The following is a 15437-nucleotide window of genomic DNA, read 5'->3' as shown; positions in this document are numbered from 1 at the left end:
CTGGAGGGATCATGGTCAAGTTGAGAGGCGCCGCGGTGCTGGCCGCCGTCGCGCTCGCCCTTTCGGCCTGCGGATCGGGTTCGGAGAGCCCGGCTCCCGCGCAGAGCGGCCAGCCGCGCGTGCTGAAGCTCTGGCACTACGAGACCGCCGACAGCGCCATGGGCAAGGCGTGGGCGGAGGCGATCAAGAAGTTCGAGGCGTCGCACCCGAACGTGACCGTCACGTTCGAGGAGAAGGGCTTCGAACAGATCAGGAAGACGGCCAGCATGGTGCTCAACTCCGACGAGGCACCCGACATCATGGAGTACAACAAGGGCAACGCCACCGCCGGGTTGCTGTCCAAGCAGGGCCTGCTCACGGATCTGACGGAGGAGGCCGCCAAGCGCGGCTGGGACAAGTCGTTGCCGGGCGGCCTGCAGACCACCGCCAAATATGACGACCGGGGCGTCATGGGCTCCGGCAAATGGTTTGGCGTGCCCAACTATGGCGAGTTCGTGATGGTCTATTACAACAAGGAGCTGTTCGACAAGCACAAGGTGACGGTCCCGACCACGTTCGAGGAGTTCACGGCCGCGCTGGACACCTTCGTCAAGGCCGGGGTGACCCCCATCTCGAACGCCGGCGCCGAGTACCCCGCCCAGCAGATCTTCTACCAGCTCGCCCTGACCAAGGCGCAGAAGCCGTGGCTGGAGGCGTTCCAGTCCTACAAGGGCAAGGTCGACTTCCACGGCCCCGAGTTCACCTACGGCGCCGACACCTTCGCCGACTGGGTGAAGAAGGGCTACATCGCCAAGAACTCCTCCGGGCTCAAGGCCGAGGACATGGGCGTGGCGTTCATGAACGGCAAGTTCCCCATCATGATCAGCGGAAGCTGGTGGTACGGCCGGTTCGCCTCGGAGATCAAGGACTTCGAGTGGGGTCACTTCCTGTTCCCCGGCGCCACGATGTCCCCTGGGTCGAGCGGCAACGTCTGGGTCGTCCCCGAGAACTCGGAGAACAAGGACCTGGCCTACGACTTCATCGACATCACGATGAGCAAGGACATCCAGAACCTGCTCGGCAACTCCGGCGGCGTCCCCGTGGCCGCCGACCCGGCCGCGATCACCGACGCCAGGAGCAAGGAGCTCATCGCCACCTTCAACAAGCTGACCAGCGCCGACGGCCTGGCCTTCTACCCCGACTGGCCGGCGCCCGGCTACTACGAGGTGCTGGTGGCCGGGGTCCAGAACCTCATCAACGGCAGCAAGACCTCGGCCCAGGTGCTGGACGAGATCGCGGGGCCGTACGAGGACAACCTCGCCGACATCGGCAATTAGATGAGGATGCGCACGAGGGGATACTGGCTCTACCTGGTGCCGAGCCTGCTGCTGTTCCTGGCCGTGATCGTCGTGCCGTTCCTGATGAACGTGGGCGCCGGCTTCACCCGCTGGTCGGGGGTGGGCACGCCCCGGTGGATCGGGTTGGAGAACTACGCCAGGCTGCTGCGGGACGAACGGTTCTGGCAGTCCTTCCAGCACAACGTGGGCCTGATCGTGGCCATGGCCGTCGTGCCGACCGCGATCGGCCTCGTGCTGGCGGCGGCGCTGTTCGACTACATCGGCAAGCGGTTCGGGCCGCGCACGGCCTCGGCGCTGCGGGCGATGTACTACCTGCCGCAGGTCCTGCCGGTGGTGGTGGCCGGCGTGGTGTGGGGATGGATGCTGCACCCGTCGTACGGCGCGATCAACGAGATCTTCGGGCTGGACCTCGACTGGCTGGGCGATCCCGGCCTGGCGCTGGCCACGGTCATGGCGGTCATGGTCTGGTTCCAGCTCGGCTACCCGGTCGTGATCTTCATGGCGGGGTTGCAGCGCGTGGACCCGGCCTACTACGAGGCGGCCGAGATCGACGGGGCCTCGTGGTGGCGCAAGTTCTGGCACATCACGATCCCGCAGATCAGGCCGGAGATCTTCGTGGTGCTGCTGACGTGCACGATCGCCGCGCTGAAGGTCTTCGGGCCGATCTTCGTGCTGACCCGGGGCGGCCCGGGCAACGCGACCATGGTGCCGTCGTACTTCTCCTACCTGAACTTCTTCCAGAAGAGCAACGTCGGGTACGGTTCGGCGATCGCCACCGTGCTGGCCCTGATCATCATCGTGGTGACGTTCCTGTTCCTGCGCGTGCAGGAGCGTGAGCAATGAGGGGCCCTGGGCGCTGGGCGGTGCTGTTCGCGCTGGTCGTGCTGGCGGTCGTGATGGTGTTCCCGTTCGCGATCGTGGCGGTCAACGCGGTCAAGTCGCCGGCCGACTACAGCTCGCACGGGCCGCTGAGCCTGCCCGACGGGCTCTACCTGCAGGGGATCGTCGACTTCTGGAACCGGGTCGACTTCGGCACCAAGCTCTGGAACAGCTTCGTCATCAGCGCCTCGGTGTCGGTGCTGGCCGTGGTGCTTTCTGTGCTCAACGCGTACGCGCTGGGCATCGGCCGGGTGAAGGGGCGGCTGTCGATCCTCGTGCTGTTCCTGGTGGCCAACACGCTGCCGCAGGAGGCGCTGGTCTATCCGCTGTACTACCTGGCCAAGGCCGTCGACCTCTACGACACCCAGCTCGCCGTGATCATCGTGATGACGGCGATCCAGGCGGCGTTCGGCACGTACCTGCTGAGCGCGGTGCTCGGCCAGTTCCCGAAGGAGATCCTGGAGGCGGCGGCCATCGACGGCGCGGGGCGGCTGCGCGCGCTGTGGCGGATCGTGGTGCCGATCAGCCGGCCCACCCTGAACGTGCTGCTGATCTTCTTCTTCATCTGGACCTGGAACGAGTTCTTCCTGCCGCTGATCTTCCTGATCTCGAACGACACCCAGACGGTGCCCGTCGCGCTCGGCGTCCTGCAGGGCGAGAAGTACATGGACGCCACCATGTCCAGCGCCTCGGCCCTGCTCGGCGTCGTTCCGGCGATCGCCTTCTTCCTGATCTTCCAGCGCACGCTGACCCGAGGTGTGACGGTCGGCGCCATCAAGTGATGGAGACCCCCCAAAATGCGAAAAATCCCGCTATTGGCGGTGCTTACCCTGGTCGGCTCCCTGATCACAGCACCCGCCCAGGCCGCCCAGGACTACCCCTTCCAGAATCCCGGCCTCCCGCTGGAACAGCGTGTCAGCGACCTGCTCGGCCGCCTCACCCTCCAGGAGAAACTCGGCCTGCTGCACCAGTCGCAGCCGGCGATCCCGAGGCTGGGCATCGGCTACCACAAGAACGGCACCGAGGCGCTGCACGGCGTCGCCTGGTCCAACCATCTCAACGACAACTGGAACCAGAAGTTCGCAGGCGGCACGGTGTTCCCGCAGGCGGTCGGCCTGGCCGGCACCTGGGACCCCGCGCTGATCAAGAAGGTCGGCTCGGCCGTGGGCGACGAGGTACGCGGCTACAACGCCGTCGATCCCGTGCTGTGGGGCCTGCAGGTGTGGGCGCCCGTGGTGGACCTGCTACGCGACCCGAGGGCCGGCAGGAACGAGGAGGGCTACTCGGAGGACCCGCTGCTGACCGGGGCGATCTCGACGGCCTACGGCAAGGGGCTGCAGGGCGACGACCCCTTCTACCTGAAGGCCGCGCCCGTGCTGAAGCACTACCTGGCCTACAACAACGAGGCCGACCGCAGCCTCACCTCCTCCAACCTGACGCCCAAGCTCAAACACGAGTACTACGAGCCCGCCTTCAAGGCCGCGATCTCGGCGAACGCCGCGACCGGGGTCATGGCGTCGTACAACCTGGTCAACGGGCGGCCGAACCACGTCAACGCCGACCTGAACACGACGGTCAGGTCGTGGACGGACAAGACCCTGTACAACGTCAGCGACGCCTGGGGGCCGCACGCGCTGACCGACCTGGAGAAGTACTACGACAACAAGCCCGAGGCGTTCGCCGCCGTGCTGAAGGCCGGGCTCGACAGCTACACGATCGACGGCAGCGACATCGGGCCGATGGTCCAGAACCTCACGGCCGCCCTGGACCAGGGCCTGATCACCGAGGCCGACGTGGACAAGGCGGTAGGCGGCGTGCTGTCCGTCCGCACGCGGCTGGGGCACTTCGACCCGGACGGCGGGCCGTACAAGAAGATCACCAAGGACGTGATCAACAGCGACGCCCACAAGCGGCTCAACCGTGAGACCGCGGGGAAGGCGGCGGTGCTGCTGAGGAACTCCGGCGTGCTCCCGCTGGCCAAGCCGAAGTCCGCGGCCGTGGTCGGGCCGCTGGCGGGCAAGCTCTACCGGGACTGGTACTCCGGGCAGTTCCCGTACCAGGTGACGCCGCTGGACGGCATCAAGGAGCGGGTGCCCGGCGTCACCACCGGCGAAGGGCTGGAGCGGATCGCGCTCAAGCACCTCGACTCCGGCAAGTACATCACCGCCACCGGCACCGGCCCCGACGACAACGCGGCGCTCACCGACACCGTGCCCACCGCGGCCTCGCAGTGGGACCTCACCGACTGGACCGGCGGCGTGTCCACGCTGCGCAACGCGGGCAACGGCAAGCTGCTCGGCGGCGACTGGCGCTCGCTCGACACCGACGACGCCGAGCCCGACGGTTGGTACGTCTCCCAGCAGTTCGCCCTGGACAAGCAGTCCGACGGCAGCTACCTGGTCAGGTACGCGGGCTACGAGACCGTGGAGAGCTGGTTCGCCCTGCCCGACGCGTACGTGGGCGTCTCCGATGGCGCGCTGAGCCTGGTGCCCAAGGCGCAGGCGGCCAGGTTCGGCAAGGAGATCGTCTCTGACGGCGTCGCCTCGGCCGCCGCGCAGGCCGCCAAGGCCGAGGTGGCCGTCGTGGTGGTGGGCAGCCACCCGTTCGTGGCGGGGCGGGAGTTCCGCGACCGCGACAACCTGCAGCTCGGCGAGGGACAGCGGCGACTCATCGAGGCCGTGCGCAAGGCCAACCCGAAGACCGTCGTCGTCCTGGAGACCAGCTACCCGGTCGTCGTGGACGCGCCCAACCTGCTCTGGACCACCCACGCGGGCGCCGAGACCGGGCACGCCGTCGCCGATGTGCTCTTCGGCGACGTCAACCCGGCGGGCCGGCTCACCCAGACCTGGCCCGCCACGGACAAGCTGCCGAGCATCCGGGACTACGACCTGGTCAAGACCGGGATGACCTACCTGTACGGGAAGGGCAAGCCGCTGTACGCCTTCGGGCACGGGCTGAGCTACACCTCCTTCGCCTACCAGGGCCTGAACGTCCAGGGTGAGAAGGTGAGCGTGAAGGTCACCAACACCGGAAAGCTCAAAGGCGACGAGGTCGTCCAGCTCTACACCCACCAGCGCGACTCCCGCTTCGAGCAGCCGGTCAAGCAGTTGCGCGGCTTCCAGCGCATCACGTTGAACCCGGGTGAGTCGCGTACCGTGACCTTCCCCCTGAAGACGTCGGACCTGGCCGTCTGGGACCACACCCGCGGCAAGTGGGCCGTCGAGAGCGTCACCCACGACGTCCTCGTCGGCTCCTCCTCCGACAGGATCCGCCAGTCCACCACGCTGCGGGTGTCCGGCGAGACGATCCCCGTACGCGACCTGACCAGGACCACCCGGGCGATGGACTTCGACGACTACTCGGGGGTCGCCTTCGCGGATGCGAGCAAGGCCGGCGGCGAGGCCGTGGAGGGGTCGGCCGGCGACTGGATCGCCTTCACCGGCGCCTCCTACGGCTCGCGCCTGACGGCCTCGGTGGCCTCTGTGGGCGGCGGCGTGTTCGAGGTTCGTTCGGGCTCGCCGACCGGCGCCCTGCTCGCCACCGTGCGGGTGCCGGCGACCGGCGGGATCTACCAGTACGGCACGGCGAACGCCACGCTGAAGGGCGGCAAGGGGAGCCTGTACCTGGTGTTCAAGGGCGACCTGCGAATCAGGGACTTCGCCGTCGCCAGGTGAGCGCTATTGGGTAGTAGAGTTATCTAGCAATTAGATAGCTTTGCTTCCCAATGGAGGGTTCACGATGACCGTGATCGTGTTGCTGGTCGCCACGCTGGCGTTCCGGCTGCTCGGGCGTTTCCGGTCCTGGCGGGTGAGCGCCGCCCACGGGCTGGCCGTCATGCTCGTCATGACGGCCAGTGCCCACTTCGTCCCGGCCGGGGTGACGTTCATGCCGAACCACGCCGACATGGTGGCGATGGTGCCGCCGTTCGTGCCGTTCCCCGCCCTGGTCGTCTACCTGACGGGCGTGCTGGAACTGGCCGGGGCCGTGGGGCTCGTGCTGCCCCGCACCCGCAGGGCCGCCGGGATCTGCCTGGCGCTGCTGTTCGTGGCGATGTTGCCGGCGAACGTGCACGCTGCCATGGCGGGAGTGACCCTGGCCGGCGAGGCGGCCACGCCGCTGTGGCAGCGCGTCCCCGAGCAGATCCTCTACATCGGGGTCGCGCTGTGGGCGGCGAGTGCGCGCTTTAATTCGTCGTCCGTCCAAACTATTGACCATGGGCGCGCAGCTGTGTGAGCCTCAGATGAGCTCATGCGCGAAGGCGCGGTGACGGTCAGGGTCTCTGCACTCTGCTCGTGCATGGCGGTCATCTGAACCCTTTGGGGACGCCTGCCGGCGTGCCTGGAAAGGAAGAGCCGCGCATGCGAAGAAGACTGTTCGTCATGCTCGCGACCGTCGCCGTGCTGCTCGCGGCGGCGGTCGTGCGGATGTCGCCCGTCTCGGCCGTGGCCTCGGACCCGTACGCCTACAAGAACGTCAGGATCGACGGCGGCGGCTTCGTCCCCGGCATCGTCTTCAACCCGACGGAACGCAACCTCATCTACGCCCGCACCGACATCGGCGGCGCGTACCGGTGGAACCAGTCGTCGAAGACGTGGACGCCCCTGCTCGACTGGGTCGGCTGGGACAAGTGGGGCTACAACGGCGTGATCAGCCTGGCCACCGACCCCGTCCAGACCAACCGCGTGTACGCCGCCGTCGGCATGTACACCAATAGCTGGGACCCCAACAACGGCGCCATCCTGCGCTCGACCGACAAGGGCGACAACTGGCAGGTCACGCCGCTGCCGTTCAAGCTCGGCGGCAACATGCCGGGACGCGGCATGGGCGAGGCGCTGTCGGTGGACCCGAACAACAACAGCGTCCTGTACTTCGGCACCCCCAACGGCAACGGCCTGTGGCGCAGCACCGACTACGGGGCGACCTGGGCCAAGGTGGCCAGTTTCCCGAACGCGGGCAACTACGCCCAGGACCCGAGCGACCCCAACGGCTACCTCAGCCACCGGCCAGGCGTCATCTGGGTGACCTATGACCCGCGCTCGTCGGCCAAGGGCACCACCACCAAGACCATCTACGTCGGGGTGGCCGACAAGGACAACAGCGTCTACCGCACCACGGACGCCGGCGCCACCTGGACCCGGCTGGCCGGGCAGCCCACCGGCTACCTGCCGCACAAGGGCGTCCTCGACACCGTCAACGGCTACCTGTACCTGGCCACGAGCGACACCGGCGGGCCGTACGACGGGGCCAAGGGCGACGTGTGGCGCTACGCCACCGCCACCGGCACCTGGACGCAGATCAGCCCGATCCCCTCCTCCAGCTCCGACGACTACTTCGGCTACAGCGGCCTGACCATCGACAGGCAGAAGCCGGGCACGATCATGGTCGCCACCCAGATCTCGTGGTGGCCGGACGTGATCTTCTTCAGGTCGACGGACTCCGGCGCGACGTGGACCCGCGTGTGGGACTGGACGTCGTACCCGAACCGCAGCTTCCGCTACACGATGAACATCACGGACAACCCGTGGCTGACCTTCGGCACCAACCCGCAGCCACCCGAGGTCACGCCGAAGCTCGGCTGGATGACCGAGTCGCTGGAGATCGACCCGTTCGACTCCAACCGGATGATGTACGGCACGGGCGCCACCGTCTACGGCACCGAGAACCTCACGCAGTGGGACTCCGGCGGCCAGTTCACCATCAGGCCCATGGCCAGGGGCCTGGAGGAGACGGCCGTGCTCGACCTGATCAGCCCGCCCAGTGGCGCGCCCCTGGTCAGCGGTCTGGGTGACATCGCCGGGTTCCGGCACACGAACCTGGACGCCGTGCCGCCGATGATGTTCACCCAGCCGATCTTCACCTCCACGACCAGCCTCGACTACGCCGAGAAGTCCCCGTCGATCATGGTGCGGGCGGGCAACTTCACCGACGCCGACCGGCCGAACGACAGCCACGTGGCCTTCTCCACCGACGGCGGCGCGAACTGGTTCCAGGGCACCGAGCCCGGCGGCGTCAACGAGGGCGGGACGGTCGCGGCGGCGGCCGACGGCTCCCGCTTCGTCTGGGCGCCCAAGGGCGTCACCCCGGTCTACTCCGTCGGCTACGGCAACTCCTGGCAGACCGCCTCGGGCCTGCCGACCGACTCGATCGTGGAGTCGGACCGCGTCAACGCCTCGAAGTTCTACGGTTTCAACGGCGGCCGGCTCTACGTCAGCACCAACGGCGGCACCACCTTCACCGCCACCGCGGCCACGGGCCTGCCCACCACCGGCAAGTTCAAAGCCGTGCCCGGCAGGGAGGGCGACCTGTGGCTGGCCGGCTCGGGCGGCCTGTGGCACTCGACGAACAGCGGCGCCTCCTTCACGAAGGTGTCCGGCATCACCTCCTCGGTCAACGTCGGCTTCGGCAAGGCGGCGCCGGGGCAGACGTACATGGCGGTCTTCGCGGTGGCCACCATCGACGGCGTCACCGGCCTGTTCCGCTCGGACGACGCGGGCGCGAGCTGGGTGCGCGTCAACGACGACAAGCACCAGTGGGGCAACATGGGCGAGGCCCTCACCGGCGACCCCAGGATCTACGGCCGCGTCTACCTGGGCACCAACGGCCGCGGCATCCTGTACGGCGACCGCACGGGTGGCCCGCCGGTCACACCCACGCCAACCCCCACCCCGACCCCGACCCCGACCCCGACCCCCACGCCCACCCCGACTCCGACTCCCACTCCGACGACGGGGACGGGCTGCTCGGCGACGTACAAGGCGGGCAACCAGTGGCCGGGCGGCTTCTCCGCCGAAGTCACCGTCAAGAACACCGGCGCCGCCTCGATCACCGGCTGGAAGGTCGGCTGGACCTGGCCGGGTGATCAGAAGATCACCCAGCTCTGGAGCGGCAGCCACACCCAGACGGGTGCCACCGTGAGCGTCTCGAACGCCTCCTACAACGGCGCCCTGGCGGCGAACGGGACGACCGCGTTCGGCTTCAACGCCAGTTACACCGGCACCAACACCGCCCCCGCCACGCTCACCTGCACCCCCGCCTGACCATCTCCCCATGGGGGCGCTGCGCGCATTGGGAGCTGTGAGCAGCGCCCCCAGAACCCATCGATATCCCGATAGATCGCCACAAACTTTGTTATTGGTCCTCAACCCGGTGCCCTGCCTAGCCTCGTGATCGTGAACCCGAGCGCCCCCTACCACGTCGGCTACGTCGTACCGGACATCGAGCGCGCCATGCACGACCTCGGCCGCGCGGTGGGCGTCGAGTGGAACCCGGTACGCGACGGCCGCCTGGGCGACTGGAGTTACCGCATCGTCTTCTCGCGCTCAGGCCCCCTCTACACCGAACTGATCGAGGGCCCCGAGGGCAGCCCATGGGACCCCGGCGAGGGGCCCCGCTGCGACCACGTCGGGTTCTGGGCCGGCGGGATCGACGCCTGCTCACGGCGCCTCGTCGAGAAGGACTACCCGCTGAACTTCGACGCCCGCCCGTACGGCCGCCCCTGGGCCTACCACCGCATGCCGGGCCTCGGGCTGCGCATCGAACTCGTCGACATCTCGATCCAGCCGGAGTTCCTGCAAACCGGGAACCCCGGCGGAGCCACGATGCCACCCTTGAACTGCTAACCCCCTATTCCGCAGGCCAACCGCCTTCGGCCTACCGGCCTCCCCAAAGACACCCCCGCCGAAGTGCGGCGGGGTGGAGAATGGCGGGCACGTTGTAGTGACGCGCGGAAAAACGGGGCTAGGAGAACCAACCGGTGCGGTGAGCTCTCCCAGCCCTCAACCGCCCTACGTCGCTCTCGCCGGCCACAACGGCAACAGCATGATGTCCATTGCCGGCGCGTCCGAGGCGGGCTGGGACTGGCCGACGACCCGCCACCCCCACCGCAGATACATGCCATGCGCCGGTGCCACCGGCCGTGCCGTCAGCGTCGCGTACGCCTCGTCACGACCGTGCAGCAGCTCGGCCAGGAGTTGCTTGCCGGCGCCGCTGCCCCGGTAGTTGTCGCGGACCATCAGTTCGATCACCGCGATCTTGTGTTCTTTCAGCATCTCGTTCGGCGGCGAGCTGATGGCGCCCCGCCACCAGCGGCCAGCCTCCATGGTGAATCCATAGCAGAACCCGGCGAGGTCGGGCCCATCTTCGGCCGAGACGACCGTGAAGCCCGGGTGCTTCGACTGGGCGGAGGCGCGGCGAATGTAGGCCGCCCGGGTGAACAAGGCGTTCGACTCGTAGGAGGGGTCGGCGTGCACGTCCTCGTAGAGCCGGATGTACGGCTCGCTCAGGACAGCCGAGCCGGCGGCCCCGCCCATGCGGGTGAGGTAGGAGATCGCCATATTCACCCACCTGATACGTCGCCGGGCGGCAGCGCCAGCATCTGCCGGTACTCGACGGCGGCATCCTTCTGCCGCGGGGACTGCAGAGTCGTCGGCACGGCGGTCAGAACTGCCTCCGCGTCGAACCGCACGAATATCGTCTGTGCATGCGGAGGCAGCCCGGCGACTGCGTCCCTGGCCAGGTCGAGCCCTGCCACAATATCGCCGCTGCGCACCTGGTGCAGGGCGTGATGCAGGCGTAGTTGCGCCCGGCCGCGGGCGTTGGTCTCGGGGTAACTGGCCAGCGCCGCACGCTGTGCTTCGTCATCGCGTGGCATCTCGCTGCCGTAGATGGACGCGAAGCTTCGCGTGTGCATCAGCCGCTCTTCCGGACAGCCGAAAGTGGAGTGGTGGTCGTCGCGGACCGAGGAGGGCAGCAGCTTGAAGATTCGGGCCTGCTCTCGGAGCGCTGCCAGGGCGCTGTCCACGTTGCCCTGCATAGCCAGGATTTGCGCCTGCACGGCAAGCGCCGTGACCGTGCCGGCGCACGGGACGTTGTTCGCAGCGGCGAGCGCTTCTTCGGCGTTGTTCAGGAGTACTTGGACCGGGCGGTGCTCGTACAACCCTTGGATGGCTGACTTGGCCAGGATGAACGCCTGCAGCTGCCCGTCGCCGCTCTTCTCGGCGGCTTCGCGGGCCTTGTTCCACCAGCCGCGTGACTCACGGGAGTGCCCGGCCGAGCCGAGCGCGCGCGCCAGCAGACACAGGAGTTGGGCGTTGATGCGGTGCCAGTGTGTAGCTGTGTCGGAAGTGCCGGAGCCGAGCCGCTGCAGGTTCTGCTGGACGTCGATGACGTCTTGTGCGAGTTCTCTCACCAGTTCGGGCATGGGGTGTGTGTGGAACGCCAGTGCGCGTTCCCACACGATTTCGTCCCAGTCCTGAATGCGGTCAGGTCCCATCAACTGGCGCAGATCGGTAAGCGGGGGGAGCACAGCTGAGGTGCCCAAGGCGGCGAGACTTGCGAGGATTTGGCGTCGGACATAGTCCATATCCTTATCATGCCCCCTATCCCTTTCGGGGCTAACACGTGACGCCTGGGAAATTGTGACAACCATGTCCCTGAGTGCTACGAGTAGCCCATTCGCGTGGTAAAGATCGTCGATGCGGCGCATCGCGTCGGATGGGATGCGCCTCCCCCCTGTCTCCCATTTAGCCAGGTTAGAGGAATCGTCCCCGGTCTGAGCATAGACGGCCTGAAGGCTGAGCTTGTTCAGTTCACGGACACGCCGCATCTCCGTGCCGAGACGAAGCCAGGCAGCCTGGGCGGAGTTTGATTCAGGAGTGCCAGCGCTCATTATTCGAACTCCTGTATTGGTCGCCTGCGGTCATGTGGTCAATGCAGATGACCACGCCAAACGCCTTTTGAAGCCTTTCCCGAGAACTTCATGATGGCATCACAGCACGGCGGCTGCACGTAGTCGGAAGAACACAAAGCCGCACCGCCGATAAAGATCCGAAACGTGAGATAACGCATGAGCACCGGTACGTATGAACCCCCGTTCAGCCGCAGCGCCCGCGCGGACCTGGAATTCGTTACCCGTGGCACGGAGGCCGCAGCGCAGAGCGGCATCACCCAGTGGTTGAACCTCGGGTGCGGTCTACCGCAGGTGGGCGAAACCACGCTCGAGACGGCGCGGCGCTACCACGTGGACGCCCGCGTGGCGCACGTGGACAACGACCCCGCCGTCACAGTGTCTGGCCGGGCGCTGCTCACGGTGCCGGGCGTGTCCATGTCCCTGCATGTGGACGCCCGCCACGTTGATGTGGTGCTGGCGCACGTCAGGGGTCTGCTCGACTTCAGGAAGCCCGTCGGACTTGTGGCCACGCTCTGCCATTTTTGGCCGAACGAGGACAACCCAGGCGGCGTCCTGCGCCGCTACATGGCCGCGTTCCCCGCGGGCTACCTGATCTTCTCCCACGCCCGCGATGACCTCCTGATCTCCACGTACACGCGGCCGCTCTGGCAGATCCAGTCGATGTTCCTCACCGGATTGCGCCTTCTGGAGCCCGGCCTGGTCGAGGCGTCCGAGTGGCGGCCCTCCGACCCGATACCGCGCCAAGTAGGCCGGCCGCACTTCGTCGCTGCGGTGGCCGGGTTCGGCTCGTACGCGGCCACCGCAGAGGAGGCAGCGTGAACCTGGTCACCGACCTGGAAACCGGCCGCTGGTGGGCGACCAAACTCGAAGAGGAGGTCGGGCACTGGTGGATGGTGATGTGGGAGGCCGGCGGGCAGCACTTGACCGCCTACTTCCGTGGCCACTGGGACGAGGGCGGCGTCTACCGCATGGGCCGGACGCCCCACGAGTTGTGGCCGCTCATGCGCGAAACCCAGCACGAGGGCCGGCGCCGGGCCATCCTCTCTCGCGCCCCGATGATTCCCCCTCTCCTCGTGGAACAGCTTCCCGACGCCCTGTGGAGGGCGGCCGGGTGATGAGACGAGACACGGACGGGGCCAGGCCAGGCAGGCTCACGGCTCCTCCGCGTCTTGGTGCGGCCGGTCAGACCTCACTCACACGTGGCGGCCGGCCGCGCTGCACGTCCCCTGGCCGCGCGCCTTCCCCGGCGGTGAGCCCGGCAGGACCGGCCGCTCTTGCGTGGCGGTCAGGGGACCGACCACAACCCCTCAACCTCGAACGCGCGGGATCACTATCTGCACGAAGGCACGCCGATGAATGCCATCTTCTACGCCCACCTTGTTCGTCTCCTACAAGAAGACCCCAGCAGCCGCTCGTTGGCGCCCGATGGCCAGGCTGGCGAGTTGTCGGCTCCCGCCGCGGTTCTGGAGATCCGCGTCACGACCGAGCGAGGCTGCGGTGCCTTACCCAGCCTGCTTGACTGCTGTGCCACCGCAGATCCCGCCCACCTCTATTGGGCCTGCGGCATCCGGCCCCCCGTGTCTGCCCGGCTCGGGGCGGCCATCAGCTGTGAGACGGCGATGATTGCTCGCCGTCCCACGGCTGCCCGCCGCCTTCCTGAGGAGTCAGGCAGGGTCGACTGGGTACCGGTAGCGCAGGTTCCACTGGTAGCTCGGCAGGATGTAGACGTTGACCTTGACCGCCCGGTTGGTCGCGGTCCAGCCGATGTGGAAGATCTCGATCACCCGCTGGTCCGGAGTCATCCGCAGGAACCGCGTCTCGTCAGGCGTAGGCGGCCGGACCTGGAGGTTCTCCTCGATCTCGGCCTGGGCGTAGCCGAGCTCGGCCAGGCGGCTGCTGATTCCGCCCACGCCCGGGTCTCGTTCGGCGATGGGGGTGCCGTCAGCGATCTCGCGCGGGATGTAGCTGGTGGCGATCTGGATGGGGACGTCCTGGGCACGCATGCGGCGGGCCCGGACGATGACGCTGTCGGAGTCGGGATCCACTTCCAGGACGTGCGCGACGTCGGGGGGCGGCTGGCCGGGGCCGATGGTGTTATCGGAGTCCAGCGTGTAGCCGAGCTGGTCGAGCTCGCTGGCCAGCGAGCCGCGCACGCCGCCCCGCTCGCGGTGGGCGCGGCTGTGCCGTACGGCCGCGTCGCGCAGGATCGGCGGCAGCTCGTGCACGCGGGTGCCGACGCCCATGTGCACCCGCAGCAGCCCTTCGGACTTCAGGATGTTCAGGGCCTTGTTCACGGTGGCGCGGTTGACGTCCAGCTCGGCGGCAAGTTGGTCCTCGTTCGGCAGCAGCGAGCCGCGCGGGTAGACGCCGCTGGCGATCGCCTGTCTGATGATGTCGGCCACGTCCCGGTAGTGCTTCCCTGGAGCCATCACGAGCTCACCCTATCGGCACTATGTACTACATACATATTGACCCGCACCCCTGCTGAAACTATGAAGTATGTAGCACTTATCTCATTGAACAGCGAAAATGATCGCCATCACGCTGAACGGCACTCGCCAGCGCTCAGAATTTCGTTCGGCGGCGTGGTGAACCACCGCAGCAACTGCCGACCATCGACCCGTTGCCCATCACGACGAAGAAGAGGGAACCCTACCTGTGACCACCGACAACCACGTCCAGGACGCCACAGCGCCAGACGATCCGCCCAGGGAAGCACCGGGGAACCCCGCCCACCCGTCGAGAGATACGCACCGCCCGATGGCCCGTACCGGCCAGTCATCTGAAACGGCCCGGCCCGAAGCCTGCGAATGGTGGCGGGTCGGGGCCACAGCGACGCTCGCACTCCCAGCTCACGCCCGTGTCCCACCGGAGGCGCGGGGGGACCAACACCAGCGATTCGCAAGAGACGAGGAGACCCGCTTGAGTACGCTCCACCCGGTGGAAACCAACACCGCACGCAAGGAAGAAGGCACAGACCGTGCGTTTCGTGACGCCATGGTCGACAAGCTGCGCGACTGGGGAGGTGTACGTACGGCGCCGGTGGAAGCCGCGATGCGTGCCGTGCCCCGACACGTCTTCGTGCCCGAGGCGTCGCTGGAGCAGGCCTACGGGCATGACTCGGTGATCACGCACCGGGACGAGAACGGAAGAGCGATCAGCTCTGCATCCGGCCCTGGGGTGGTGGCGGCGATGCTGGAGCAACTGGACGTCCAGCCCGGCGACCGGGTGCTGGAAATAGGTGCAGGGACCGGCTACAACGCCGCCCTGGTCGCCGAGCTCTCCGGGCCAGGGGGCCACGTGACGGCGGTCGACATCGGAGCCGACATCGTGGCGGGAGCTCGGCGCGGCCTGACCGCGGCAGGGTTCGACCGGGTCAAGGTCGTCCACGGCGACGGCGCAGCCGGCCACCCCGAGGACGCACCCTACGATCGGATCATCGTGCGCCACGAGGCGCCTTGTAACCGAGTGGAGGTGAAAGACCTTCACCGTTCGGTTGTCGCAGCAACCGAAATGAAGCCGAGGGCAGCCTG

General features: G+C 67.5%; 13 protein-coding genes and 1 pseudogene. 10 read left to right on the top strand and 4 right to left on the bottom strand.

Annotated features, from left to right (window positions below):
• The first annotated feature begins 11 nt into the window (after positions 1-11).
• The 7 genes from ACFOY2_RS25150 (at position 12) to ACFOY2_RS25120 (ending at position 9835) form a co-directional block, all read left to right on the top strand.
• Positions 12-1316 carry an ABC transporter substrate-binding protein gene (locus ACFOY2_RS25150; RefSeq protein ID WP_379530547.1) on the top strand — a complete coding sequence of 435 codons (1305 nt, stop codon included), beginning with the start codon at positions 12-14 and terminating at the stop codon, positions 1314-1316.
• A complete protein-coding gene (locus tag ACFOY2_RS25145) occupies positions 1317-2180 on the top strand; it encodes a carbohydrate ABC transporter permease (RefSeq protein WP_379530546.1) in 864 nt (287 codons plus the stop codon).
• A complete protein-coding gene (locus tag ACFOY2_RS25140) occupies positions 2177-2998 on the top strand; it encodes a carbohydrate ABC transporter permease (protein WP_379530545.1) in 822 nt (273 codons plus the stop codon). The genes ACFOY2_RS25145 and ACFOY2_RS25140 overlap by 4 nt, the downstream gene beginning before the upstream one ends.
• A gap of 39 nt (positions 2999-3037) precedes the next feature.
• A complete protein-coding gene (locus ACFOY2_RS25135; protein WP_379530777.1) occupies positions 3038-5890 on the top strand; it encodes a glycoside hydrolase family 3 protein in 2853 nt (950 codons plus the stop codon).
• A 64-nt stretch (positions 5891-5954) separates the two neighbouring features.
• Positions 5955-6449 carry a DoxX family protein gene (locus ACFOY2_RS25130; protein ID WP_379530544.1) on the top strand — a complete coding sequence of 165 codons (495 nt, stop codon included), beginning with the start codon at positions 5955-5957 and terminating at the stop codon, positions 6447-6449.
• A 125-nt stretch (positions 6450-6574) separates the two neighbouring features.
• Complete coding sequence (locus ACFOY2_RS25125) at positions 6575-9253, top strand: cellulose binding domain-containing protein (protein WP_379530543.1); 2679 nt, start codon at positions 6575-6577, stop codon at positions 9251-9253.
• A 132-nt stretch (positions 9254-9385) separates the two neighbouring features.
• On the top strand, positions 9386-9835 hold the full coding sequence (locus ACFOY2_RS25120; RefSeq protein ID WP_379530542.1) for a VOC family protein: 450 nt from the start codon (positions 9386-9388) through the stop codon (positions 9833-9835).
• 165 nt (positions 9836-10000) lie between these two features.
• Here the strand turns inward: ACFOY2_RS25120 and ACFOY2_RS25115 are convergent, their stop codons facing one another.
• From ACFOY2_RS25115 to ACFOY2_RS25105, 3 genes and pseudogenes are all read right to left on the bottom strand, one after another.
• Positions 10001-10549, bottom strand: a complete 549-nt coding sequence (locus ACFOY2_RS25115; protein WP_379530541.1) for a GNAT family N-acetyltransferase — start codon at positions 10547-10549, stop codon at positions 10001-10003.
• A gap of 2 nt (positions 10550-10551) precedes the next feature.
• A complete protein-coding gene (locus ACFOY2_RS25110) occupies positions 10552-11577 on the bottom strand; it encodes a hypothetical protein (protein ID WP_379530793.1) in 1026 nt (341 codons plus the stop codon).
• 90 nt (positions 11578-11667) lie between these two features.
• Positions 11668-11883: pseudogene (locus ACFOY2_RS25105) on the bottom strand (helix-turn-helix domain-containing protein); the annotation flags it as partial.
• A 177-nt stretch (positions 11884-12060) separates the two neighbouring features.
• On the opposite strand from ACFOY2_RS25105, the gene ACFOY2_RS25100 reads away from it, so the two are divergent.
• Both ACFOY2_RS25100 and ACFOY2_RS25095 read left to right on the top strand, forming a co-directional pair.
• Positions 12061-12723 (top strand): SAM-dependent methyltransferase, encoded by a 663-nt coding sequence (locus ACFOY2_RS25100; protein ID WP_379530540.1) that lies wholly within the window; start codon positions 12061-12063, stop codon positions 12721-12723.
• On the top strand, positions 12720-13019 hold the full coding sequence (locus ACFOY2_RS25095) for a hypothetical protein (protein ID WP_379530539.1): 300 nt from the start codon (positions 12720-12722) through the stop codon (positions 13017-13019). Before ACFOY2_RS25100 ends, ACFOY2_RS25095 begins: the two co-directional genes overlap by 4 nt.
• 549 nt (positions 13020-13568) lie before the next feature.
• Here the strand turns inward: ACFOY2_RS25095 and ACFOY2_RS25090 are convergent.
• Positions 13569-14333, bottom strand: a complete 765-nt coding sequence (locus ACFOY2_RS25090) for a GntR family transcriptional regulator (protein ID WP_379530538.1) — start codon at positions 14331-14333, stop codon at positions 13569-13571.
• A gap of 511 nt (positions 14334-14844) precedes the next feature.
• On the opposite strand from ACFOY2_RS25090, the gene ACFOY2_RS25085 reads away from it, so the two are divergent.
• A partial coding sequence (locus tag ACFOY2_RS25085) for a methyltransferase domain-containing protein (protein ID WP_379530537.1) occupies positions 14845-15437 on the top strand: 593 nt, incomplete at its 3' end.

It is taken from the genome of Nonomuraea purpurea (assembly GCF_042650645.1).
In the GTDB taxonomy this organism is placed as follows: Bacteria; Actinomycetota; Actinomycetes; order Streptosporangiales; family Streptosporangiaceae; genus Nonomuraea; species Nonomuraea purpurea.
This window is presented reverse-complemented; position numbering and strand designations above follow the sequence as displayed.

What these genes read in the sequence shown, in the direction of transcription:
- ACFOY2_RS25100 (WP_379530540.1), top strand. Translation starts at nt 12,061, where the DNA reads ATGAGCACCGGTACGTATGAACCCCCGTTCAGCCGCAGCGCCCGCGCG.
- ACFOY2_RS25090 (WP_379530538.1), bottom strand. Translation starts at nt 14,333, where the DNA reads ATGGCTCCAGGGAAGCACTACCGGGACGTGGCCGACATCATCAGACAG.
- ACFOY2_RS25145 (WP_379530546.1), top strand. Translation starts at nt 1,317, where the DNA reads ATGAGGATGCGCACGAGGGGATACTGGCTCTACCTGGTGCCGAGCCTG.
- ACFOY2_RS25140 (WP_379530545.1), top strand. Translation starts at nt 2,177, where the DNA reads ATGAGGGGCCCTGGGCGCTGGGCGGTGCTGTTCGCGCTGGTCGTGCTG.
- ACFOY2_RS25115 (WP_379530541.1), bottom strand. Translation starts at nt 10,549, where the DNA reads ATGGCGATCTCCTACCTCACCCGCATGGGCGGGGCCGCCGGCTCGGCT.
- ACFOY2_RS25130 (WP_379530544.1), top strand. Translation starts at nt 5,955, where the DNA reads ATGACCGTGATCGTGTTGCTGGTCGCCACGCTGGCGTTCCGGCTGCTC.
- ACFOY2_RS25150 (WP_379530547.1), top strand. Translation starts at nt 12, where the DNA reads ATGGTCAAGTTGAGAGGCGCCGCGGTGCTGGCCGCCGTCGCGCTCGCC.
- ACFOY2_RS25110 (WP_379530793.1), bottom strand. Translation starts at nt 11,577, where the DNA reads ATGGACTATGTCCGACGCCAAATCCTCGCAAGTCTCGCCGCCTTGGGC.
- ACFOY2_RS25125 (WP_379530543.1), top strand. Translation starts at nt 6,575, where the DNA reads ATGCGAAGAAGACTGTTCGTCATGCTCGCGACCGTCGCCGTGCTGCTC.